Here is a 22,358-nt window from a genome sequence, read left to right as displayed (position 1 = left end):
GATTCAGGGCCGTTTAGGAAACCTGGGCTCGATAGCGATCCAGCTGTTCGCAGAGTTCGCGAGTTGCCTCTATCAGCCTGGGACCGGGGCGGTACAGCGCATCGGGGTTCAAGTTCAGCAAAGCATGGGGGCTTAGGCCCAGGTGCTTTTCCCAGAACAGATGGCGGGCACGTAATTGGGCCGGATCGCGGTACGCCATGATGACGACCTGGGGGCGCTTGTGCAGCACATCTTCCAGACTGATAGTGGGGGCGACCGCAGCGTGGCGGGCGTAGATGTTTTGTGCCTTACAGGTGCTCAGGACATCTTGAATTAAAGGATCACGCGCCAAGGTGTACAGGGGCTCGGCGCCTATCTCCAGAAATACGCTGACAGTCTCACCCAAACGGCTGTTCTGGCGCAGGGCAGCAATCTGATTGTCCAGTAACTCTGCTATCGGTACGGCCACATCAGACGTGTCCAGGCTGTCTCCTGCCAGACGGACAAAGGCAGGAATATCGTCCAGTTTCTGAGGGGCCGCAAAGATCAGGCTGATATGGGTTTGCTGCAGCTGACGCTGCAATTCAGGTCCAATCTGATTCGCTTGCCAAACCCAGACTTGGTCGGGTTTCAGCTCCAGTAGCTTTTCGGGGTTCACGCGTAAGGCATCACCAACACGAGGCAGATCCTTGGCAGCGGGGGGATAGTCGCTGGAACTGTCCACGGCGATCAGATGATCCTGGGCACCGGCAGCGAACAGAATTTCAGTGATGTGCGGGGCCAGACTGATGGCGCGGGGCGGGATGGTGGCTGGTGTGGGTGTTGCTTGCAGCCCCTCTGGCGCACTTTGAGATGCTGGTGTTGTTTGTGTGTTTTGCTGCGCCTGCGTTATGGGCTGTGATTGCGCCTGGGTTTGTCGTTGGCTCTGCTCCTGCGCGTGTGCAAGTATGGGCAATCCTAAAACCAAGAGTAACAGGCAGAGCACGCTCCATAAGCACAACCCGCCCAAGGCCGGGCGCTCTGGATGCTGAAGACGATACGTCGCAGGCAAAGGGGACATCATGCGCCTTTAAGTAAATGGCGCGGCTCTTGAACAGAACCGCGCCAGAATCAAGCAAAGCTGATTTTACTGCTTACATGCGCCAGGCAAAGTTCAGGAACAAGCTGGAGCCTGTATTGTTGTAACCACGGGCCAGGGTGTAGTCCTTGTCCAGTACGTTGTTCCAGCGCAGTTGAGCCTCCAGGCTGGACGTCAGCGGATAGCTGGCGGTCAGGTTCAACAGGCCGTAGCTGCCCAGGCGTTGTTCATTCTTGGCATCTTCAAAGCGATGGGATGCAAACTGGTATTCAGCACCCGTTTTCAGCGCACCAAACTGATGTTCCACAGCCACTTTGTAGTTTTGCTTGGCACGACGTATCAATTGCTTGTCGGTGTTTTTATCCTTTGGGTTAGCAAAGTCGGCACTGGCAGTTAGCGTGGTGTCGCCCAGTTGCTTCATGGCCGTCAAGGTCAGACCTGTGATACGCGCTTTCTCGGTATTGGTCGTCGTGCATTCAAAGCTGGCGTCACACGCGTACGGGTTGATCATGTCGCGAATACGGTTCTGGTAGACCACCAGACCCAGCTCGCTTGTCTCGTCCGTGTAGCGGATATGACCTTCCACGTTGCGGGATTTCTCAGGGTTCAGATCAGGGTTGCCCTGGAAGCCCCAGCTATAGGGCGAATACAGGTCGGCAAAAGTCGGTGCCCGAAAGCCCGTATTGGCAGCGACACCCACCGTCCAGTTTTGAGTGATGTCCAGGTCGTAGCCCAGGCCACCCGTCACTTTATTGCCGTAACCGCTGATATTGTCGTTACGTACGCTGGCTTGCAGGTGGTGCTGCTCGTTGAGGTCGCCACGGTAGATCAGGGCGAAGGCATTGGTATTGCGCTTATCGTCCGTGTGCACGGTGGTGTGCGTCATGCGCTCTTCCAGACGCTCGGCCAACAAGGACACCGTATGGCCTTGGGCAAACGTCAGGTCGTTTTGCCAGCTGTATTGACGCTGCAAGGTGGAGTAGCGAGCGTTAAAGGCGCGGTTTTCTACCGTTTCTTTGCTCAGCGAAGCATTCAGGCGGCTGGTCCACAGTTCAGACAGTTTATTGGTACTGGTCAGGCCATAGGCCTGCTGACGTGTCTGGGTGCTGGGGCCACGCAGATTTGAGGCACCATTGTCAAATTGGCCGTCGATATAGCTGTTTATGGCGCTTAGGCCCAGGTGTTGCCCTTGTGCCCATTCATAACCCAGTGAGCCGTTGAGACCATGCTGGGTATAGCCGTCTTTATCAGGGTTATAGGAACCCGAAAGAGGATTGGTGGCATTGAAGCCATCGCTGCTGCCGTAGCTAGAGGCCAGGCTGTAGTCCCAACCTTGGGCGGCACCCGAAAAACCAGCACTGGTCTTGAAAGTATCTTGCGAACCCAAACCGATATTGCCCCAAGCGCTCAAGGCACGTTCACCGCCACCTTTTTTGGTGATGATATTCACCACACCACCAATCGCGTCGGAGCCGTACAGGCTGCTGCCCGCGCCGCGCACAATTTCAATGCGCTCGATCAGGGCGGGATCAATGGCTTGCCAGTTTACCGAACCACTGGTGGAGCTGTTGATACGCATGCCGTCGATCATGACGCGAGTGTGCTGCGGGTTAGTGCCGCGCAGGTAAACGCCTGTTGTCGTTTGTGGGCCACCGTTGCTGTAGATCTCGATACCAGGCTGCCGTTGCAAAATTTCAGCCACGCTGCTTTGACCCGCTTTTTGCAGGGTTTCCTGATTAATCACGGTAACGTCACCCACCACATTTTTCAGTGGCTGCGCCATGCGGCTGGGGGTCACAACAATTTGATCCAACTTGGCGATAGGGGCAGTTTGGGCCGTGGCGATGAAAGGCAGGGCGCCCGCCAGGGCGACCATCAAAGGTCTGATGGACAGTAGAGTCATGGAGATTCCTGTGTGGTGTGCGTCCCCGCACACCGATAAGCGAATCCGCCCGTGATCGGACGGCAATGAATTCAGGTCGAGAAGCAGGCTGGTGTCGGGCTTTGCGCGAAGCGCAGGTACCGTTGCGGGGGCAGCACGTTTGGCTGTTCGGGTTTGAACAGATCACGTTTCCCATTTGACTTTCCCAGGCCCAACTGTGCGTGGACCGGAAAGCACCTCTTTCCGAGCGGAAAATGTTACATGCCGCTGGGGCAAAGGTTAAGTGTTTAGGGCGGATTTCCTGTACAAAGCGCTACAATTGTGGCGCCAATCCACCATTCTCGCGGCTGTTGCCGCCAGATGCCGTCAACGTCCCGTTTCGTGTTACGGAGCTTTTAGTGTCCTATCCTGCTTTGCCTTACCCGATCTCTGCCTACACCCGTGGTGCGGAATTTGCTCGCCGCCTGGGTCAGCAAATTCTGATTCTGGACGGTGCGATGGGCACCATGATTCAACGCTACAAGCTGGGTGAAGCCGATTTCCGGGGTGAGCGTTTTGCGGATCATCACAAGGATGTGAAGGGCAATAACGAATTGCTGTCGTTGGTGCGTCCGGACGTTATCCGTGAAATCCACGAGCAATACCTGGCCGCTGGGGCGGATGCCATCAGCACCAACACCTTTGGGGCGACGGATATTGCCCAGGGTGACTACGATTTGCTGGGTATCAGCTACGAACTGAACTTGGCGTCTGCCCGTCTGGCCTGTCAGGCGCGAGACGCCTTCAGCACACCCGAATGGCCCCGTTTCGTGGTGGGGGCGTTGGGGCCGCAGCCCAAAACAGCGTCTATTTCACCGGATGTGAATGACCCGGCTGCTCGTAACGTCACGTTTGAACAGTTGCGCGTGGCCTATACCGAACAGGCGCATGCTTTGCTGGATGGGGGCGTGGATATTCTGTTGATCGAAACCGTATTCGATACGCTTAATGCCAAAGCAGCGGTATTCGCATTGGAATCGGTTTTTGACGAGCGTGGCGAGCGTGTGCCCGTCATGGTGTCGGGTACGGTCACCGATGCTTCCGGTCGAATTCTGTCCGGCCAGACCGTGGAAGCCTTCTGGAACTCCATGCGTCATGCTCGTCCGATCACGATTGGCCTGAACTGCGCTTTGGGCGCTGCTTTGATGCGCCCCTATGTGGCCGAGCTCTCCAAACTGTGCGATACCTATGTCTGTGTCTACCCCAACGCAGGTTTGCCCAATCCCATGGCCGAGACCGGCTTTGATGAAACCCCCGCCGATACCTCCAGCCTGTTGCAGGAATTTACGCAAGCTGGTTTGGTCAATATGGTGGGCGGCTGCTGTGGCACGACGCCTGACCACATTGCGGCCATTGCCGAGCTATGCCGCAAACTGCCTGCCCGTGTCGTCCCCGAGATTCCAGTCAAAACCCGTTTGTCGGGCTTGGAGCCATTGAATATCGACGAAGACACCCTGTTTGTGAACGTGGGTGAACGCACCAACGTTACGGGCAGTAAAGCCTTTTTGCGCTTGATCCAGCAGGAAAATTACGAAGAAGCCTTGTCGGTGGCCCGTCAGCAAGTGGAAAACGGTGCGCAGATCATCGACATCAATATGGATGAGGGCATGCTGGATTCAGCCGCCTGTATGCACCGCTTCCTGAACATGATCGCCTCTGAACCGGACATTGCCCGCGTACCCATCATGATCGACAGTTCCAAGTGGGATGTCATCGAAACGGGTTTGCGTTGCGTGCAAGGCAAGGCCATCGTCAACTCTATTTCCATGAAGGAAGGTATTGAGCCTTTCCTGGAACACGCCCGCCTGTGCCGTAAATACGGTGCGGCCGTGGTGGTGATGGCCTTTGATGAACAAGGTCAGGCTGATAGTTACGAGCGCCGGGTAGAGATTTGCGAGCGCGCCTACCGCCTGTTGGTAGACGAAGTAGGCTTCCCGCCTGAAGACATTATTTTTGACCCTAACGTGTTTGCCGTGGCAACCGGCATGGACGAGCACGCCACTTACGGTCTGGACTTCATCCGTGGCGCAGGCTGGATTCACAAGAATCTGCCGCATGCCCGTTTGTCGGGTGGTATTTCCAACGTCAGCTTCTCCTTCCGTGGCAATGAGGCCATGCGCGAGGCCATTCACACCGTCTTCCTGTACTACGCCATCCAGGAAGGCTTGACCATGGGTATTGTGAATGCCGGTCAGTTGGGTGTGTACGCCAATATCGAGCCGCATTTGCGCGATTTGATTGAAGACGTGGTCCTGAACCGGGCCGAGCCCAAGGGTAAAACCGATCCGGCTGACGAGCGCACGCCGACTGAGCGTCTGGTTGAAATGGCCGAGAGCGTGAAAGGCTCCGGGGCCAAGAAAGAGGAAGACCTGGGCTGGCGTGAAACCACGGTCGAGCAGCGTCTGATTCACTCTTTGGTTCACGGTATTACTGGCTTTATTGTTGAAGACACTGAAGAAGTTCGGCAGAAAATTGATGCCCAGGGTGGACGCCCCATCAGCGTGATTGAAGGTCCCTTGATGGACGGCATGAACGTAGTGGGCGATCTGTTTGGTCAGGGCAAGATGTTCCTGCCGCAAGTGGTGAAGTCTGCTCGCGTGATGAAACAGGCCGTGGCCCACTTGATTCCCTTCATCGAAGAAGAAAAGCGCCAGATTGAGGCGGCGGGTGGCGATGTACGCTCCAAAGGCCGCATGGTCATTGCCACGGTAAAAGGTGACGTACACGACATCGGCAAAAACATTGTGTCCGTGGTGATGCAGTGCAATAACTTTGAAGTGGTCAATATGGGCGTGATGGTGCCGTGTGCCGAGATTCTGGCCAAGGCCAAGGAAGTGAACGCCGATATTGTGGGCTTGTCTGGTTTGATCACACCCAGCCTGGAAGAAATGGCTTATGTAGCCTCGGAAATGCAGCGCGATCCGTACTTCCGCGAGCGCAATATCCCCTTGATGATTGGTGGCGCAACCACCAGCCGAGTGCATACCGCCGTTAAAATCGCTCCGCATTATGACGGCCCGGTTATTTACACACCGGATGCCAGTCGTTGTGTAGGGGTGGCGACCCAATTGATGTCGGACAATGTTGAGGGTTTTCTAAGCGAAGTGCGCGAAGAGTACGAACAGGTGCGCCAGCGCCATGCCAATCGTAAAGCCACACCACTGATTTCCCTGGAAAAGGCCCGTCAAGATAAGCCCGCCATCGACTGGTCCACTTACGTGCCACCACGTCCCAAGTTTATTGGTCGCCGTACCTTCAAGAACTACGATTTGGCAGACATCGCTCAGTTTATTGACTGGACACCGTTCTTCCAGACCTGGAGCCTGTTTGGTAAATACCCAGCCATTCTGGAAGACAAGGTCGTCGGCGAACAGGCCACGACTTTGTTTGCCGAAGGGCAGGCCATGTTGAAGAAGGTTATCGAAGGGCGTTGGTTGACGGCTAATGGCGTTATTGGCTTTTATCCGGCCAATACCGTCAACGGCGAAGACATCGAGGTCTACTCAGACGAATCACGCAGCGAAGTCTTGTTCACCTGGCGCAACCTGCGTCAACAAGGCGTTAAACGTGAAGGGGTGGACAGCAAGAGCTTGGCCGACTACATCGCTCCCAAAGAAAGTGGCGTGGCCGATTACATCGGCATGTTTGCGGTGACGGGCGGGATTGGCGTAGACAAATTGTCCGAGCGCTTCCAGGCCGCAGGCGATGATTACTCAGACTTGATGATCAAAGCACTAGGGGACCGTTTCGCAGAAGGTTTTGCAGAGTGTTTGCACGCCCGCGTTCGTACAGACTTGTGGGGCTATGTAACCGACGAGCGTTTGTCCAACGAAGAGCTGATCGACGAGAAATACCAAGGTATTCGCCCTGCGCCCGGCTACCCGGCTTGTCCGGAGCACGTGGTCAAACACGACATGTTCCGTGTCTTGCAGTGTGAAGACATTGATATGTTCATCACCGACAGCTACGCCATGATTCCGGCCTCCAGCGTCTCGGGTTTCTACCTCAGTCACCCGCAGTCCAAGTACTTCAACGTAGGCAATATCGGCGAGGATCAATTGCAGGACTACATCCAACGCAGCGGCCGCACGGAAGAAGACGTACGGCGCACCTTGTCGGGCGTCTTGGCTTGATATGAGTACAAGCGGGCAGACAGGAACTCACCCAGGGGGCGCCGAGAGCGCCTCTCAAACCCGGCGTCAGGCTTTAGGACGTTTCCTGCGTCATGCGCGGGAGCGTATCCGGCCTGTAGATCTGGGTTTGGCCCCTGGCGTGCGTCGACGCACCCCTGGCCTGCGCCGTGAAGAAGTTGCCCAGCTGTGCGACATCAGCACCACCTGGTACACCTGGATCGAGCAGGGGCGCGATGTCACCGTCTCCCCAACAGTATGTGCTCGCCTGGCCACCGTCCTGAAGCTGGCCCGAGCCGAGCGTCACTACCTGTTTGAACTGGCAGACTGCGCTGACCCCGAGCATTGGCAGGGCGATATCCAGCCCTTGCCCCAAGGTTTGAGTGCATGCGTGGACAGCATCCTGGCTCCGGCCTATATCCTGGATCGAAGCTGGAACGTCCTGGCGCGCAACGAAGCCTTGCTGAGTCTGTTTGATGGCTGGCCGGATCGCAGCGAGCAGCCCAACCTGTTGCGCTACATTTTCCTGGACCCAGCTGCCCGAGATCTGGTCGTGGATTGGGAACAGCGCGCCAGCCGCGTTGTGGCAGAGTTCCGGGCCGATGTAGGCGCCCATGCGGATGAGCCTGATCTGCAGGCATTGATTCAGGAATTAAGTCAGCACAGCCAGGTCTTTGCGTTTTGGTGGGGAAGACAGACGGTGGTGGAGCGGGAGGGGGGCTTGCGGGATTTTCGGCATCCCAAGGAAGGCGTCAGGCGCTTTCAGCAATTTACCTTCCGTCTGGCGATACGACCTGATTGCAAGTTAGTTATGCTTTTGAACGATCAGCTGCCACCGCAGGATGCGGTGGCTTAAGAAAGCTTGGTTTGTGGATGATGTTTTAGTCGTACTGGGTTGAACACCAAATCTCATTGTCTGCCTTGCTGGCAGACTTTATTGGGCGATGTCAGCGCGTGGCTTTTCGGGTTTTGCTTGGAGCCTGCTGTAACGATTCACCATCACTCGCTGATAAGCGGGCAAACGAGAAACTGGATATCGCCGTAATCGCACCCAAAATCAGAAAGGCCCAGATCGTATCTTGTGTTGCCACGCTGGTTGCGCCGCGCAGGGACATGCTGACATTCAAGCTGACTGCCGCACATGCCACCCCTAAACTAATGGCCAGTTGCTGAGCCATGGCGGCAAAGCTGCTGGCCTGGCTCATGGCCTCGGACTCCAGGTCTGCATAGGTCAGGGCATTGACTGCCGTGAACTGCAGGGAGCGGAAGAAACCGCCGGCAGTCAGCACAGCCATCATCAGCCACATGGGGGTGGTGACCTGGAACATAGCGCACAGGGCGATGAACAAGCCCGTCAGCCAAGCGTTGACGATCAAAACTTTGCGAAAACCGTAACGCCGGATAATGGGCGGGGCCACCAATTTCATGCCCAGGGCACCAATGGCGCCTGTAAAGGTGATCAGGCCGGCGGCCAAAGCACTCATGCCAAAGTTGGTTTGCAGCATGATCGCTAACAGGAAAGGTGCGGCCCCCAGAGAAAAGCGGCACAAATTACCACCTAACACTGAAATGGCGAAGGTTTTGGTACGCAGCAAGGACAAATCAATAATGGGGTAGGCCACCTGGCGGGCGTGCCAGATGTACCACAAACCCGCCATCAGGCCTGCCAGGGTCAGCCAGCCCAAGTTGGCCCAACTTATGGTGCCGTGGCCTATGTTCTCGAAACTGGTGACCAGGGTGGCCAGACAGACAGCACTTAACAAAAAGCCCAGCCAGTCCAAAGGGGGGCGCTCTGTGGGGTAGTCCTCGCGTATATAGCGCAGCACCAAGGCGATGCCCAGTATGCCTACAGGGATATTGATCAGGAAAATCCAGTGCCAGCTGGCATACGTGACTAAAAAACCACCCACGGGAGGGCCGATGATGGGGCCCAGTAAAGCGGGGAGTGTTAGCACTGCCATGGCACTTAAAAGCTGATCTTTAGGGACGCGCCGCAGCAAAATGATGCGTCCCACCGGCACCATCATGGCTCCCGCCATGCCTTGTATCACGCGGGAAATGACTAGTTGGGGTAGGGTCTGGGACAGGGCGCATGCAACAGAACTGGCGGTAAAGAGTAGAATGGCGGCCAGGAACACTTTGCGCGCACCAAATCGGTCTGCAGCCCATCCACTGATCGGAACGAATACGGCCACGGCCAGCAGGTAGCTGGTAATGATGGTATTCATGCGAATGACGCTGGTATCCAGTGATAGCGCCATGGTGGGCAGGGCAGTGGCAACAACCGTAGAGTCCAGCATTTGCATAAATAATGCACACCCCACAATGTAGGGAATAATGCGTATGGCTCGACGCTCTTGAGGGGACATGGTCGCCGGTTTGGCGGCTTCGGTCTGTTCAGATGCCATGCGGCGAACTCTCTGGTGTGCGGTGCAGTAAACTCAAACTTTTCTGTTATCCAATTTATTTAGGCGTACAGGTATTATGGCAAAGAATTTCGAATCCGAAATTACCCAGTTTCTTAAACAGTATAAAGATCAGAATGCGGATACCGAAGCACGGCAGCGTGAAGGCCGCTATCGTCTGTGGGACAAGCAGGTTGATCAGGAACTGCAAGATGGTTACAAGGCGGCTCGCACGCCTCAAAAACCCTACGTGTACTACGAAAATAACTAAATCTGTACACCTGAGCCTGTGACTGAGATTGCACAGCACGCTGTTGTGGATACGCCAGCTCCTCAGCCCGAGGATGTGCTGGCGCGTCTTTATGGTGAGCCGCTGTTTGCGATCCCTCAGGATCTGTATATCCCTCCCGATGCGCTTGAAGTTTTTCTGGATGCCTTTGAGGGCCCGCTGGATCTGTTGCTGTATTTGATTCGCAAGCAAAATTTCAATGTGCTGGATATTCCGATGGCCCAGGTCACGGGGCAGTATCTGGCGTATGTGGAACAGATTCGGACTACTAATCTAGAGTTGGCGGGCGAGTACCTTTTGATGGCGGCTCTGCTGATCGAGATTAAATCGCGCATGCTGTTGCCGGTGCGTCGTGCAGATACGGGCGAGGAAGTCGATGACCCGCGCGCGGAGTTGGTGCGTCGTCTGCTGGAGTACGAACGCATGAAGGATGGTGCACGTCGTCTGGACGAGCTGCCTTTGATGGGGCGCGATTATCTGCTGGCCAATGCCCAGGCTGAACTGGTGATCGAGGCTATCCCGCCTGAGGTGAATGCAGATGATTTGCGCGAGGCTTGGCTGGGTATCTTGAAGCGGGCCAAGCTCAATGCCAGCCACAAGATTACGCGTGAGCAGTTGTCGGTACGCGATCACATGAGCCAGATTTTGCGACGTTTGCAGCATGTGCGCTTTATGGAGTTCACGGAGCTGTTCAATGAACGTCTGGATCAAGGTGATTCAGCGGCGGTGCTTGTCGTGCATTTTCTGGCCATGCTGGAATTGGCACGAGAGTCACTGCTTGAAATTACACAGGCTGAGCCCTACGCTCCTATTTATTTGCGCCTGACTTATATTCGAGCGCAGGCCGATGGGCCTGATCTTATTCCGTAGCGGAGAATTTTTTGAAAGTCGTTCATAACATCCAAGAACTGCGCGATCAGCTCCAGGGCCAGACACGCGTGGCATTTGTACCAACCATGGGGAATTTGCATCGAGCCCATCTGGACTTGATGAAGCTGGCTCGTCAGCATGGCGATCCGGTGGTGGCCAGTATTTTTGTGAATCGTCTGCAGTTTGGCCCTAACGAGGATTTTGATCGTTATCCACGTACTTTGCAGGATGATGCGGCAAAGATGGAGCAAGAGCGCGATGTGTATGTCTTGTTTGCTCCCTCGGAGCGCGAGATGTATCCCGAGCCACAGAGTTTCCGTGTCAGCCCGCCGGATCATTTGGGTCGTATTCTGGAAGGTCACTTCCGTCCCGACTTTTTTGAGGGTGTGTGTACGGTGGTGCTCAAGCTGTTTTCCTGTGTGCAGCCTAAGGTTGCGGTGTTCGGGAAGAAGGATTATCAGCAGTTGATGGTGGTGCGTCAGATGGTGCGCCAGTTTCAGTTGCCGGTGGAAGTTTTGGCGCATGAGACGGTGCGTGAAGAGGACGGTTTAGCTATGTCTTCGCGGAATCGTTATTTGAGCCCCGAAGAACGGGCTCAGGCACCGCAGATTTATTATGCGCTGCAAGAGATGAATGAGCGCTTGCAAGAAGGTCAAAGCCGCGAGGAGATTGAGGCTTATGCGACTAAGAAAATGAGCGATCTGGGCTGGAAGGTGGACTATATGGCGTTGCGCCGTCAATCGGATTTGCTGGAACCGACTGAGGAACAGATTCAGGCTGGGGAGCCTTTGGTGGCTTTGGCAGCTGCTAAGTTGGGCGCGACCCGTTTGATCGATAATCTGGAAATGGTTAAAGCCTGATTTCTGGTGTGATTTGGTGAGAAAAGCACAGTTTTTACTGTGCTTTTTTTATGTCTGGGTGGAGGGGGTGTTGTCTGTCTGTTTGTTTTTTCTGGATCTGGGCGCTTGAATCCCAGCGATGGACTCGGTAATACGCCACTCTGGCGCGCTGCTCGGGTGGCCGGCTGAGCACTTGCCGGTGCTGTGCCCCGGTGCCCTTGTCGGGAGATAGCGTAGGGCGCATCCTGAACTCACCCGGTACTTGGTCCCCCGGACCAAGTACAAGCGTCGGGCTCAAACAGCAGGATGCTTGCATCCCTCCGTTATCTCCCGCCCGCGGCAAGTACTCTGAATCGCCCAGCCACCCGAGCAGCGCGCCAGAGTGACTCATAGCCATGTGATGCCATGGTTGATGGTTTTTTGTGAATCGGGTTTTGAATGTGAGGCCGGTCGGCTCCGGGTTTGATCGAGGTTGTTGTTGTTCGCGGTGGTGGCGTCTGTCTCTGTCGTCAATTTGGCGGGTGAAATGGCTGTTTTTTTGGGTGTCAAAAACAGAATTCCTATATTAGTCCCGTGACAAAAACATCCTGCCTAAGTTAACAGTCCTGCGGTCTCTGCCTAAAATGACAAACTCTGTCTATGGTTAACTCTTCACATCGCAGGCGGCCTGTTCGCCTGGTACTGTTACATGAGACTGACATGGTATTGAATGGTCACCTTCCCGCCTCTGTGCTTTTTGAAAGCCTGACTCCTCGCGAGCGCGATGTGTTGTCTTATATCGCTTGTGGCAAAGCGAATAAGGTCATTGCGGCTGAATTGGAGATTTCCCAGCGTACGGTGGAGGCGCATCGGGCACGTGTGTTTCAGAAGCTACGCGTGCGTAATGCTGTTGAACTGGCTCGCTTTGTGTTCAGCGAGCCAGGTTTGCGTGATGTACTGCCGCCCAGTTTGTTGGGTGGGCTGTTTGTACCTTAGCTTAGCGGCAGGCCGGAGTTGCTTGTCCGTCCAGCTCGCTGACCGGGTCGATGTCGGCTTGACGGGTTAGGTGGCTTTCCAGGGTGGGCCGCTGCTGGTTGAAAGTGTGGATGCGCAAGACGTTGTTGTTCACAAAGCTCAGGTCAGCCAGGGTGGCGTCGTTATTGGTCAACAGGGCAATGCGGGTGGGTTGGGTGCCGATGGGTACCCAGCAACCACTCATGCGATGTTCTTCGCCAGCAGCCAGCGGCGAGGCGCGCAGGCGCCATTGGCCGGCGGGTGCCAGGGTGACGCTGATTTTATAGGGCTCGCAAGCACCGCCTTGAGGAGGGCAGGACAAGGTGCCCAGAAAGGTTTTGGGCTCGGCCAGTTCGGCAACGTTGCGGTCTGCCAGTGCAGCAGGCTGTTCGGCACGTGCGGGTGTGATGGCGTGCAGGCCTTCCTGGTTGCCAAAGCCCAGATTGATTTGCGATGGGGCACGGGCAGTGCCGCTGCCTTGCGCTTGGCGCAGGGCGTCTTTCTGCGTGGAATCACGCCCCTCGTTGGGGGTTGGCTGAACGGGTGCCTGGGCACAAGCGGCCAGCAAAACAAGTGACAGCAGACTAAGAGTGCGCAGAGGGGAAATCGTGGTGAAAGACATGGCGAGCTTCCGTGGACTGGTGATAGCTGTGAATTCTACGCTAGACCAGAGGCGGCAGGACAATATCAGGTCTATCCCAGGGTAGGAGGATTGGCGCGGGTACGTTACAGTTTTGTTTTTTATCCGTGGATTGCGCATGCTGACGATTGGGCTGACCGGTGGAATTGGTTCGGGCAAAAGCAAAGTGGCTGATTTTTTTGCCTCTTGGGGAGCGGCCGTGGTGGACACGGATGTGATCGCACATGAGCTGACTGCCCCGGGTGGCTTGGCTATTGAGCCTATTCGCGACGCGTTTGGTGCGCAGGCACTGGCTGCGGATGGAGCTATGGATCGGGACTGGATGCGCGCCTGCGTGTTTGCAGACCCCAAGGCCCGCCATCGTCTGGAAGCGATCATTCACCCCCTGATTTGGAACGTAACAAAAGCACAGACCTTAGAAGCGCAAGGATGTTATCTTGTTGTGGTTGTACCCTTGCTGGTGGAGTCAGGACGATGGCGCGACCGTGTGGACCGGATCTGCGTTGTAGATTGTGATGAAGCGACCCAGATCGCGCGTGTTCAGCAACGCAGCGGGCTGGCAGTGGCCACAATTGAACGTATCATGGCGGCACAGGCGCAGCGTCAGCAGCGCTTGGCCGTGGCCGATGATGTTGTTCTGAATGATGGGCAGACTACCTTGCCCCTGTTGCAAGAACGAGCGCGGATCGTGCACCAGAACTGGTGTACTTTGACCGCCTGACAGCGCGACGTGTCTGACCCCCAGTCGACAAATAAAGGTTTATTAAACGCGTGACTCTATACGAATACCCCTGCAATGAGCGTGTCCGGGCTTTACTGAGAGTCGAATACTTGTTCGATAGGCTGTTTCATTTTTCAGCCAACCAGGATGCGTACTCGCATCAGATTGCTGTAGCGACCCTATTTGATTTGCTGGATATCGCAGATCGAACTGACTTGCGTTCTGCTGTCTTACAGGACCTGGAGCGCCAACGTGTGGCGCTGGCTGCGTTGCGCGAGCATCCTGGCGTTCAGTTGCAGGCAGTGGACCAGATGATCGAGCAGATTGTGCGCGCTGCCGCTGACTTGTCGGGCCAAGGGCGCGTGGGACAAGGCTTGCGTGACAATGAATGGCTGACCAGCTTGCGGGGTAGGGTGGCGGTGCCTGGTGGTACCTCCCAGGTGGACATGCCGTCGTATTATTCTTGGCAACAACGTTCTGACGCTGACCGTGCGCAGGATTTGCGCCGCTGGTCTGAGTCCTTTCTACCTCTGTATCAGGGCTTGGCCCTGATCCTGCGCCTGCTGCGCCAGTCTGGCGATTTGGCCGATCAGTTGGCTCGCGACGGTTCCTATCAAGAAATGCTGGCAGGCAAGACCTTCCAGTTGCTGCGGGTGTGGGTGGATGCCGGTGCGTGTATCTACCCGGAAATGAGCGCTAACCGCTATGTCATCTGGATACGCTTTGTGCAGCAGGACAATCAATTGAAACCGCAGCCCGTTACTGTGGATATTCCCTTTCGGCTGGCTCGTTGCAACTTCGGCTGATAAGGCTGTTCATATAAGGTTCAGACAGCCACTTTTATACTTGCTGTGCCAGCTTGGTCTAGCGTGTGCTGCGGTTTTGTCAGCACTTGTCGCTTCTTTATCGTTTGACAACCTGTGCGGTTCTATTTTGGCTGCATAATGCGTGTCGCCGCCGCGATAGGTAGTGCTTAAACGCTTATTTAGACCGTGCGTAGAGACAATTAAGTTTTAGCCGGGGAGTATTCATGTCGGAGTTGAACGCAGGCAGGGGTCGGCGGTCCCGATCTTTCTATGTCTGGGTGATGGTAGGACTGCTGCTTACGGCAGGCCTCGTTTATTACGCCCTGTCTTCCCCCACGCCAACGGCCAGCCCTATGCGCGGACCACGCGGCATGATGGGGGCGACGAAAGTCCCGGTTCAGGTGGCCACGGTGCAACAAGGTTTGATTGATCAAACCTTGAATGCCATTGCCACGGTTAAACCCTTGCAGACGGTTGCGATTCGCGGCGAAGTCGATGGTGTGCTGGAACGAGTCCATTTCAAGGACGGTCAGCGCGTTAAAGCGGGCGACTTGCTGGCTGAGATTGATCCGCGCACCTATCAGGTGCAATTGGATCAGGCACGCGGGCAATTAGCGCAGAATCAGGCCCAGTTGAAAGGGGCGCAGCAGGAGCTGGCGCGTCACCGTGTGCTGTTCCAGCAGAACTCAATTGCTCGCCAAGCCTTGGAGACCAAGGAAACAGCGGTTCAGCAATTGCAAGCTCAGATTAAAGCCAATCAAGCTGAAGTTGCCCGTGCACAGGTACAGCTGGACCGTACTCGTATCACCGCACCTTTGGATGGTCGCTTGGGGTTGCGCAAGCTGGATCAGGGCAACCTGGTGTCTGCGGCAAATACGGATGGGATAGTCATCATTACCCAGGTCGACCCGATCGGTGTGGAGTTCTCCCTGCCGCAAAACCAATTGAGCAATTTGCTGGGAGCCATGCGGCAGAACGAGTCGCCTTTGCGTGTGTCGCTAATCGACAGCACAGGCCAGCTTTTGTCGGATAAGGGGCGTTTGCAGGCTCTGGATAACCAGATTGATATCGGCACCGGTACCTTAAAGGTGAAGGCTGAATTCGATAATGCGGACGAAACTTTGTTTGCCAATCAGTTCGTGAATTCACGCGTTTTTTTGGGTCAGGAGCAAGGCTTGCTGATTCCGTCACATGCTGTACAACGCGGTTCGGTGGGCACTTATGTGTACACCCTGGATACCGAGGACAAGGTTCATATTCAGGTAGTGGAACTGGGTACCGCCACGCTGGAATCCACACTGATTAAAACCGGCCTGAAAGAGGGCGATCGTGTGGTGGTGGAAGGCACAGACCGTTTGCGTGAAGGCTCGGAGGTAGAGGTGATGCAGAAAGACGGCCAGGCCCAGGAAAAAGTGGCCACGCCGGATGCTGCCAAGCCAGAACCGGGCAAGCGCACGGGTGAGGGCCGCCGTCCACGTCCTGCAAGCGAGTAAGCCGTGAGCATGTCGCGCCTTTTTATCCTGCGCCCGGTGGCTACCACCCTGGCGATGGTAGCTTTGCTGGTGTCCGGTTTGCTGGCCTACCGCATGTTGCCTGTAGCGGCTTTGCCGCAGGTGGACTACCCCACGATTCAGGTCGTGACTTTGTATCCTGGTGCCAGCCCTGATGTGGTGGCGGCCTTGATTACATCGCCGCTGGAGCGGCGCTTTGGCAGTATGTCCGGCCTGTCACAGATGATTTCGTCCAGCTCGGGCGGGGCATCGCGTATTACGCTGCAGTTTGATTTGGGTCTGCCGCTGGATGTGGCCGAGCAAGAGGTGCAGGCGGCGATTAATGCGGCCTCCAGTATGCTGCCCAATGATTTACCTGCGCCGCCTATCTATAACAAGGTCAACCCGGCTGATACCCCCGTCATCTCCCTGGCGGTCACTTCTCCGAATATGCCCTTGCACGAGGTGCGCGACCTGATTGATGTGCGTGTGGCGCAGAAACTCTCGCAAGTGACGGGCGTGGGTCTGGTCAGTATTGCCGGGGGCCAGGAGCCTGCGGTGCGTATCCAGGCCAATCCCAATGCCTTGGCCGTGCGTAATCTGACTTTGAGTCACCTGCGGCAAGCCGTTGTAGCCGCCAACGTGAACCAGCCTAAAGGGAATCTGGACGGGCCACAGCGCTCTACCAGCATCAGCGCCAACGAGCAGTTGAAAACGGTCGAGGATTACGAGAATCTGATCGTCAGCTACAAGGACGGTGCAGCCGTGCGCCTGGGTGAGCTGGCAACCGTAGTGCGCGATGCACAGGATGTGCGCCAAGCCGCCTGGATGGGCACCGTACCCGCCATCCTGCTTAATATCCAGCGCCAGCCAGGGGCTAACGTTATCGATGTGGTGGACCAGATCCAAAATCTGCTGCCCGAGATTCGTCGTTCCTTACCGGTGGGGGTGGATGTTGAAGTTGCCACCGACCGTACCCAGACGATCCGGGACTCGGTCGATCATGTACAAAAGGAAATGCTGCTGGCTATTGTGCTGGTGGTGCTGGTGACCTTCGTATTTCTGCGTACCTGGACGGCCACCCTGATCCCCAGCATCGTGGTGCCCATTTCCTTGATCGCCACCTTCGCCATCATGCTGATGTGGGGTTTCAGCATTAATAACCTGACCTTGATGGCCCTGACAGTGGCCACTGGCTTTGTGGTTGACGATGCGATTGTGATGATTGAAAACATCGCCCGCTACATTGAAAAAGGCGAGTCCGCCTTGCAGGCCTCATTGAAGGGCGCGGCGCAGATTGGTTTCACTTTGCTGTCGCTCACGATCTCCCTGATCGCCGTGCTGATTCCTTTGCTGTTCATGAGCGATGTGATTGGACGTTTGTTCCGCGAATTCGCCATCACCCTGGCCGTTGCCATTTTGCTGTCCCTGTTTATCTCGCTGACGCTCACCCCCATGATGTGCGCGCGCATGCTTAAGCCTGAAAGTGAGCGCAAGCATGGTCGTTTCACCACCTGGCTGGGCGATCAGATGGATCGCATTATTGCCGCCTACGATCGCGGTCTGATTGTGGTGCTGCGCCATCAGACTTTGACTTTATGGGTCGCGCTGGGAACGGTGGTCCTGACGGGGCTGTTGTATGTCATGGTCCCCAAAGGTTTTTTCCCCCAGCAAGATACCGGCCTGATTCAAGCCATTACCCAAGGGCCGCAAACCGCTTCATTCCGTGCGATGGGGAATTTGCAGCAGCAAGCGGTGGCGATTGTGCTGGAAGACCCGGATGTTGAAACCGTTACCTCTTTTATTGGCGTGGACGGCACCAATGCCACGCTGAATAATGGTCGCCTGCAAATTGCCTTGAAACCCATCGGCTCGGGGCGGGCAGGGGCCAATGAAATTATGTCCAGGCTGGACGAACGCCTGAAGGACATTCCAGGCCTGTCCGTGTACCAGCAGTCCATTCAGGAACTGACGGTAGATGACCAGATCAGCCGCAATGTGTACCAGATGGCCTTGTCTGATCCGGAGACAGATGTACTGGTCACCTGGATGCCGCGCTGGCTGGATGCGGTCAATACCTTGCCGCAGATTAAAGATGCTTCCATGAGCCTGCAAAACGATGGTTTGCAAGTGCTATTGGATATTGATCGGGACGCAGCGGCACGTGTCGGTGTCACCAAAGCCAATATTGACGATGCGCTTTACGATGCCTTCGGTCAGCGTTTGATCTCCACCATTTACACTCAGTCCGCCCAGTATCGCGTGGTGCTGGAGGTGCAGGATGCCTATCGCCAGGGCCCGCAAGATCTTGAAAATATCCATGTGATGACGGCCGCAGGTACGCCTGTGCCGATTACCTCACTGGCACGTATTCAGCTGGTACCGACAACGCTCTCGGTGGAGCGGCTAGGGCAGTTTCCGTCTGTGAACGTCTCGTTTGACTTGGCCGATGGTTATTCCCTGTCGGACGCGATTGAGGCCATTGAAACGGTACCGGACCAGATCGGCATGCCCACGTCGGTCGATACCCGTTATCTGGGGGCTGCCAAGGCCTTCCATGCCTCCTTGTCCAGCACGCTGTGGTTGATGCTGGCGGCCGTGCTGACCATGTACATTGTGTTGGGCATTTTGTACGAAAGCTATATTCACCCCGTCACGATTCTGTCTACGTTACCCTCGGCCGCGATCGGAGCATTAGTGGCGCTGTTAGTGGCCGGGCGAGATCTGGATATGGTGGGGGTGATCGGGATCATCCTATTGATCGGCATTGTGAAAAAGAATGCCATCATGATGATCGACTTCGCCCTTGAAGCGCAGCGCGAACAAGGCATGAGCCCGCAAGAGGCGATTCATCAAGCGGCGTTGCTGCGTTTCCGGCCTATCCTGATGACGACTTTGGCGGCCTTGTTCAGTGCCATTCCATTGATGCTGGCCACCGGCTCTGGCGCAGAGTTACGCCAACCTTTGGGTCTGGTCATGGTGGGTGGACTGCTGGCCAGTCAGGTACTGACCCTGTTCACGACACCCGTGATCTATCTGTTTTTTGATCGCTTCACCCGTCGTGGCGCCAAGTCGGTGCGTGAGTCGTCATGAAACGTTTGTTAGGGTTGTTTATCTACCGGCCAGTGGGCTCCAGCCTGCTGGCGCTGGCTATGGTTCTGGTGGGCGCTTTAGCCATGCGTCTCTTGCCCGTGGCGTCTTTGCCGGAAATGGATTTCCCGGTGATCGCGATCTCGGCCAACTTGCCCGGTGCCAGCCCTGAAACGATGGCCTCCAGCGTGGCAACCCCACTGGAACAGGCCTTAGGCTCTATTGCAGGCGTGTCCGAGATGAGCTCTCGCAGCAGCGAGGGCTCCACGCAGATCATGCTGGTCTTTGAACTGGACCGAAACATTGAAGGGGCGGCCCGCGATGTACAGGCGGCCATCAATCAGGCCCGGCCCATGTTGCCCTCGGGTATGTCCAGTGTGCCCACCTATGAAAAGGTCAACCCTTCGTCCATGCCCATCATGGTGCTGGCGTTGACCTCGCAGACAGCCAATAAGGCCCAGCTCTTTGATATGGCCAGCGGCATTGTGCAGCAAAAACTGGCACAGATTCCGGGTGTGGGCTCGGTAGATGTCGGCGGCGGCTCCTTGCCAGCGGTTCGAGTGGGCTTGAATCCCAAGGCCTTGGCCTCCGCGGGGATTGCGCTGGACGATGTGCGTTCAGTCATCAACAACGCCAATACGTTGCGGCCGAATGGTTATCTGGAAAGCGAACAGGGCCAATGGCAGATCAACTCAGGCAAGCAATACAATCAGGCCCAGTTTTTTGATCCTCTGGTGCTCAAGAACGAGAACGGGCAGATTATTCGTTTGGGTGATGTCGCCAAGGTCGAGGATTCAGTCGAGAATATTCACAGCCTGGGCTATTGGAATAACCAGGAAGCGGTCTTGCTGATTGTGCGTCGCCAGGCGGGCGCCAATATCATCGAAACCGTGAATACCATCCGTGACCGCCTGCCCAATATTGAAGAAATGCTGCCTAGCCAGGCGCAACTGACGGTGGCGCAGGATCGCACGCCCAGCATCCGGGCAACCCTGGAGGAGGCTCAGCTGACTTTGGTGATTGCCGTGGCGCTGGTCGTCCTGGTGGTCTTGCTGTTCCTGCGTAATTGGCGTGCTGCTCTGATTCCGGCCATTGCCGTACCCGCGTCCTTGATCAGCACGTTTGCCTTCATGCATTTGTTTGGCTTTACGCTGAACACTATTTCCTTGATGGCCTTGATTGTGGCTACAGGCTTTGTGGTGGACGATGCGATAGTGGTGCTGGAGAGCATCATGCGCTATCTGGAAAAAGGCATGTCTCCCATGCGGGCGGCCTTGCGAGGCACGCGTGAAGTGGGCTTTACCGTCACCGCCATGAGTTTGTCGCTGGTGGCTGTGTTCATCCCCTTGTGGCTGATCGGGGGGTTGGCAGGACGTTTGTTCATGGAGTTTGCCGTCACCTTGTGTACCGCCGTGATGGTGTCCCTGGTGATCTCTTTAATGTTGACCCCCATGATGTCGGCACGACTGCTGCGTCCAGGGCCGCAGGAAAGTGAATCCGCAAATCCTGTTAGCCGCTTCCTGGGCTGGATCGGGCACCTGAGTTGGCAGGCGTATCGCCGTTCTTTGCAGTGGGCCCTGAAGCACCATCGCCTGATGCTGTTTTCCCTGTTCGCCACGATTGGCTTGAATGTGTACCTGTACACCGTAGTGCCCAAAGGGCTGTTTCCACAGCAGGATACAGGTCAGTTAATGGGTTTTTTCCGGGTTGATAGGGGCACGTCGTTCCAGTCCATGGTGCCCAAGCTGGAATATTTCCGCTCTATCCTGAATCAAGATCCCGATATCCGCTCGGTCGCCGTATTTGCCGGTGGACGCAGTGGCAGTACCTCGTCCTTTATCTTGGTAGAACTTAAGCCCCTGGATGAGCGCAAGGCCAGCACAGTGGATATCGTCAATCGTTTGCGCGATCCCCTGTCCACCACGCCGGGCGCACGCATGTTCATGGTGCCGCAACAAGATATTCCGGTCGGTGGCGGGGGCGGCGGGCGTAGTGGCTCTTACGATTACTCCTTGCTGGGCAGCGATCTGGAACTCCTGAAAACCTGGTTGCCTAAGGTTCAGCAGGCCATGTCCGAATTGCCGGAGCTGGTGGATGTGGACACGGGCACCGACGATAAAGCGGGTTTGGTGCAGCTGGAGATTGATCGCGATATGGCGACCCGTCTTGGCATTGATATGTCTATGGTGGCCGGCACCTTGAACAACTCCTTCTCCCAACGTCAGGTGTCTACGATTTTTGGTCGTCTGAACCAGTATTACGTGGTTATGGAAGTCGAGCCGCGTTTTGCGCAGGATCTGGAGTCCTTGAAGGAAATTGAGGTAGTGGCCGCAGATGGTAAGCGCGTTCCTCTGTCGGCGTTTACCCGTTTCAGTACCGGCACCGCTCCACGTAGCATTAACCATATGGGTCTGTTGGTGGCCGAGTCCGTGTCCTTCGGTTTGGCTGAAGGGGTCACGCTAAGCCAGGCAACAACGGCTATTGAGCAGGCCATGGCCCGTATCCAGCTGCCCACACGTGAAATTCAGGCCGGTTTTGAAGGGAATACAGCGCAAATGCTTGACGCGCTGGCCAAGCAACCCATGATGTTCCTGGCCGCGTTGGTGGCGCTGTATATCGTTTTGGGGATGCTATACGAGAGCTATATGCATCCGCTCACTATCTTGTCGACCTTGCCCTCTGCCGGGATTGGCGCATTGCTGGCTCTGATGATGACCAGTGGCGAATTCAACCTGATTGCCATGATCGGGGTGTTTTTACTGATTGGTATCGTCAAGAAGAACGCCATCATGATGGTGGACTACGCCCTGCAAATGGAGCGCGAGCGCGGCATGGATTCGCGTGAGGCCATTTACGAGGCCTGCCTGGTGCGTTTCCGCCCCATCATGATGACGACCTTGTCCGCTATTTTTGGCGCGCTCCCTTTGATTCTGGCCTCCGGACCCGGCGTGGAAATGCGCCAACCTTTGGGGGTCACCATTGTGGGTGGTTTGGTGCTCAGTCAAATCCTGACCTTGTACACCACGCCGGTGGTTTATCTTTATCTGGATCGTTTGCGACATCGCTTCATGCGCCGCAAGAACCGGACAACTTTGAATACATAAGCT

15 protein-coding genes and 1 riboswitch are annotated in these 22,358 nt (G+C 55.9%); of the genes, 11 read left to right on the top strand and 4 right to left on the bottom strand.

The window, feature by feature from the left end; all coding sequences use genetic code 11:
• Positions 1 to 13: 13 nt before the first annotated feature.
• Together IE156_RS10640 and IE156_RS10635 are read right to left on the bottom strand one after the other, a co-directional pair.
• The gene (locus IE156_RS10640) at positions 14 to 934 is read right to left on the bottom strand and encodes an ABC transporter substrate-binding protein (RefSeq protein ID WP_229841225.1); all 921 of its coding nucleotides are present in this window, start codon (positions 932 to 934) and stop codon (positions 14 to 16) included.
• A 178-nt stretch (positions 935 to 1,112) separates the two neighbouring features.
• Positions 1,113 to 2,960: a TonB-dependent receptor domain-containing protein gene (locus IE156_RS10635; RefSeq protein ID WP_189392515.1), complete on the bottom strand. Its 1,848-nt coding sequence runs from the start codon at positions 2,958 to 2,960 to the stop codon at positions 1,113 to 1,115.
• Between the two features lie 69 nt (positions 2,961 to 3,029).
• Positions 3,030 to 3,195: riboswitch (cobalamin riboswitch) on the bottom strand.
• Between the two features lie 142 nt (positions 3,196 to 3,337).
• Here IE156_RS10635 and metH point away from each other — a divergent pair.
• A complete protein-coding gene (metH, locus tag IE156_RS10630; protein WP_189392514.1) occupies positions 3,338 to 7,111 on the top strand; it encodes a methionine synthase in 3,774 nt (1,257 codons plus the stop codon).
• A 1-nt stretch (position 7,112) separates the two neighbouring features.
• Positions 7,113 to 7,964 (top strand): helix-turn-helix transcriptional regulator, encoded by an 852-nt coding sequence (locus IE156_RS10625; protein ID WP_189392513.1) that lies wholly within the window; start codon positions 7,113 to 7,115, stop codon positions 7,962 to 7,964.
• Between the two features lie 91 nt (positions 7,965 to 8,055).
• Here IE156_RS10625 and IE156_RS10620 read toward each other — a convergent pair whose 3' ends face one another.
• Positions 8,056 to 9,516 (bottom strand): DHA2 family efflux MFS transporter permease subunit, encoded by a 1,461-nt coding sequence (locus IE156_RS10620; RefSeq protein WP_229841218.1) that lies wholly within the window; start codon positions 9,514 to 9,516, stop codon positions 8,056 to 8,058.
• Positions 9,517 to 9,592: 76 nt separating this feature from the next.
• Between IE156_RS10620 and IE156_RS10615 the strand changes: the two genes are divergently transcribed.
• The 4 genes from IE156_RS10615 to IE156_RS10600 all read left to right on the top strand — a co-directional run bounded on the left by IE156_RS10615 (position 9,593) and on the right by IE156_RS10600 (position 12,486).
• On the top strand, positions 9,593 to 9,784 hold the full coding sequence (locus tag IE156_RS10615) for a DUF3460 family protein (protein ID WP_189392512.1): 192 nt from the start codon (positions 9,593 to 9,595) through the stop codon (positions 9,782 to 9,784).
• Between the two features lie 45 nt (positions 9,785 to 9,829).
• On the top strand, positions 9,830 to 10,672 hold the full coding sequence (locus IE156_RS10610) for a segregation and condensation protein A (protein ID WP_189392913.1): 843 nt from the start codon (positions 9,830 to 9,832) through the stop codon (positions 10,670 to 10,672).
• 11 nt (positions 10,673 to 10,683) lie between these two features.
• The gene (gene panC, locus IE156_RS10605; RefSeq protein ID WP_189392511.1) at positions 10,684 to 11,532 is read left to right on the top strand and encodes a pantoate--beta-alanine ligase; all 849 of its coding nucleotides are present in this window, start codon (positions 10,684 to 10,686) and stop codon (positions 11,530 to 11,532) included.
• A gap of 678 nt (positions 11,533 to 12,210) precedes the next feature.
• The gene (locus tag IE156_RS10600; protein WP_189392510.1) at positions 12,211 to 12,486 is read left to right on the top strand and encodes a response regulator transcription factor; all 276 of its coding nucleotides are present in this window, start codon (positions 12,211 to 12,213) and stop codon (positions 12,484 to 12,486) included.
• Position 12,487: 1 nt separating this feature from the next.
• On the opposite strand, the gene IE156_RS10595 is transcribed toward IE156_RS10600, so the two are convergent.
• The gene (locus IE156_RS10595; protein WP_189392509.1) at positions 12,488 to 13,126 is read right to left on the bottom strand and encodes a hypothetical protein; all 639 of its coding nucleotides are present in this window, start codon (positions 13,124 to 13,126) and stop codon (positions 12,488 to 12,490) included.
• A 136-nt stretch (positions 13,127 to 13,262) separates the two neighbouring features.
• Here IE156_RS10595 and coaE point away from each other — a divergent pair, with 136 nt between their 5' ends.
• From coaE to IE156_RS10570, 5 genes are all read left to right on the top strand, one after another.
• Entirely contained in the window at positions 13,263 to 13,865 is a 603-nt protein-coding gene (gene coaE / locus IE156_RS10590; RefSeq protein ID WP_189392508.1) for a dephospho-CoA kinase, read from the top strand.
• A gap of 50 nt (positions 13,866 to 13,915) precedes the next feature.
• Complete coding sequence (gene zapD, locus IE156_RS10585; RefSeq protein WP_268248108.1) at positions 13,916 to 14,671, top strand: cell division protein ZapD; 756 nt, start codon at positions 13,916 to 13,918, stop codon at positions 14,669 to 14,671.
• 353 nt (positions 14,672 to 15,024) lie between these two features.
• Positions 15,025 to 16,164 carry an efflux RND transporter periplasmic adaptor subunit gene (locus IE156_RS10580; protein ID WP_229841217.1) on the top strand — a complete coding sequence of 380 codons (1,140 nt, stop codon included), beginning with the start codon at positions 15,025 to 15,027 and terminating at the stop codon, positions 16,162 to 16,164.
• Positions 16,165 to 16,167: 3 nt separating this feature from the next.
• Entirely contained in the window at positions 16,168 to 19,254 is a 3,087-nt protein-coding gene (locus IE156_RS10575) for a multidrug efflux RND transporter permease subunit (RefSeq protein WP_308430474.1), read from the top strand.
• The gene (locus IE156_RS10570; protein WP_189392505.1) at positions 19,251 to 22,355 is read left to right on the top strand and encodes an efflux RND transporter permease subunit; all 3,105 of its coding nucleotides are present in this window, start codon (positions 19,251 to 19,253) and stop codon (positions 22,353 to 22,355) included. The genes IE156_RS10575 and IE156_RS10570 overlap by 4 nt, the downstream gene beginning before the upstream one ends.
• Positions 22,356 to 22,358 lie beyond the last annotated feature (3 nt).

Origin of the sequence: Alcaligenes pakistanensis, assembly GCF_014652815.1 — a bacterium.
Taxonomy (GTDB): Bacteria; Pseudomonadota; Gammaproteobacteria; order Burkholderiales; family Burkholderiaceae_B; genus Alcaligenes; species Alcaligenes pakistanensis.
Note: the sequence above shows the minus strand (reverse complement) of the source record. Positions and strands in the feature narration are given on the sequence as shown.

Coding starts and splice junctions, on each gene's coding strand:
- IE156_RS10635 (WP_189392515.1), bottom strand. CDS start 2,960: ATGACTCTACTGTCCATCAGACCTTTGATGGTCGCCCTGGCGGGCGCC.
- IE156_RS10625 (WP_189392513.1), top strand. CDS start 7,113: ATGAGTACAAGCGGGCAGACAGGAACTCACCCAGGGGGCGCCGAGAGC.
- IE156_RS10620 (WP_229841218.1), bottom strand. CDS start 9,516: ATGGCATCTGAACAGACCGAAGCCGCCAAACCGGCGACCATGTCCCCT.
- IE156_RS10615 (WP_189392512.1), top strand. CDS start 9,593: ATGGCAAAGAATTTCGAATCCGAAATTACCCAGTTTCTTAAACAGTAT.
- IE156_RS10600 (WP_189392510.1), top strand. CDS start 12,211: ATGGTATTGAATGGTCACCTTCCCGCCTCTGTGCTTTTTGAAAGCCTG.
- IE156_RS10595 (WP_189392509.1), bottom strand. CDS start 13,126: ATGTCTTTCACCACGATTTCCCCTCTGCGCACTCTTAGTCTGCTGTCA.
- coaE (WP_189392508.1), top strand. CDS start 13,263: ATGCTGACGATTGGGCTGACCGGTGGAATTGGTTCGGGCAAAAGCAAA.
- IE156_RS10580 (WP_229841217.1), top strand. CDS start 15,025: ATGCGCGGACCACGCGGCATGATGGGGGCGACGAAAGTCCCGGTTCAG.
- IE156_RS10570 (WP_189392505.1), top strand. CDS start 19,251: ATGAAACGTTTGTTAGGGTTGTTTATCTACCGGCCAGTGGGCTCCAGC.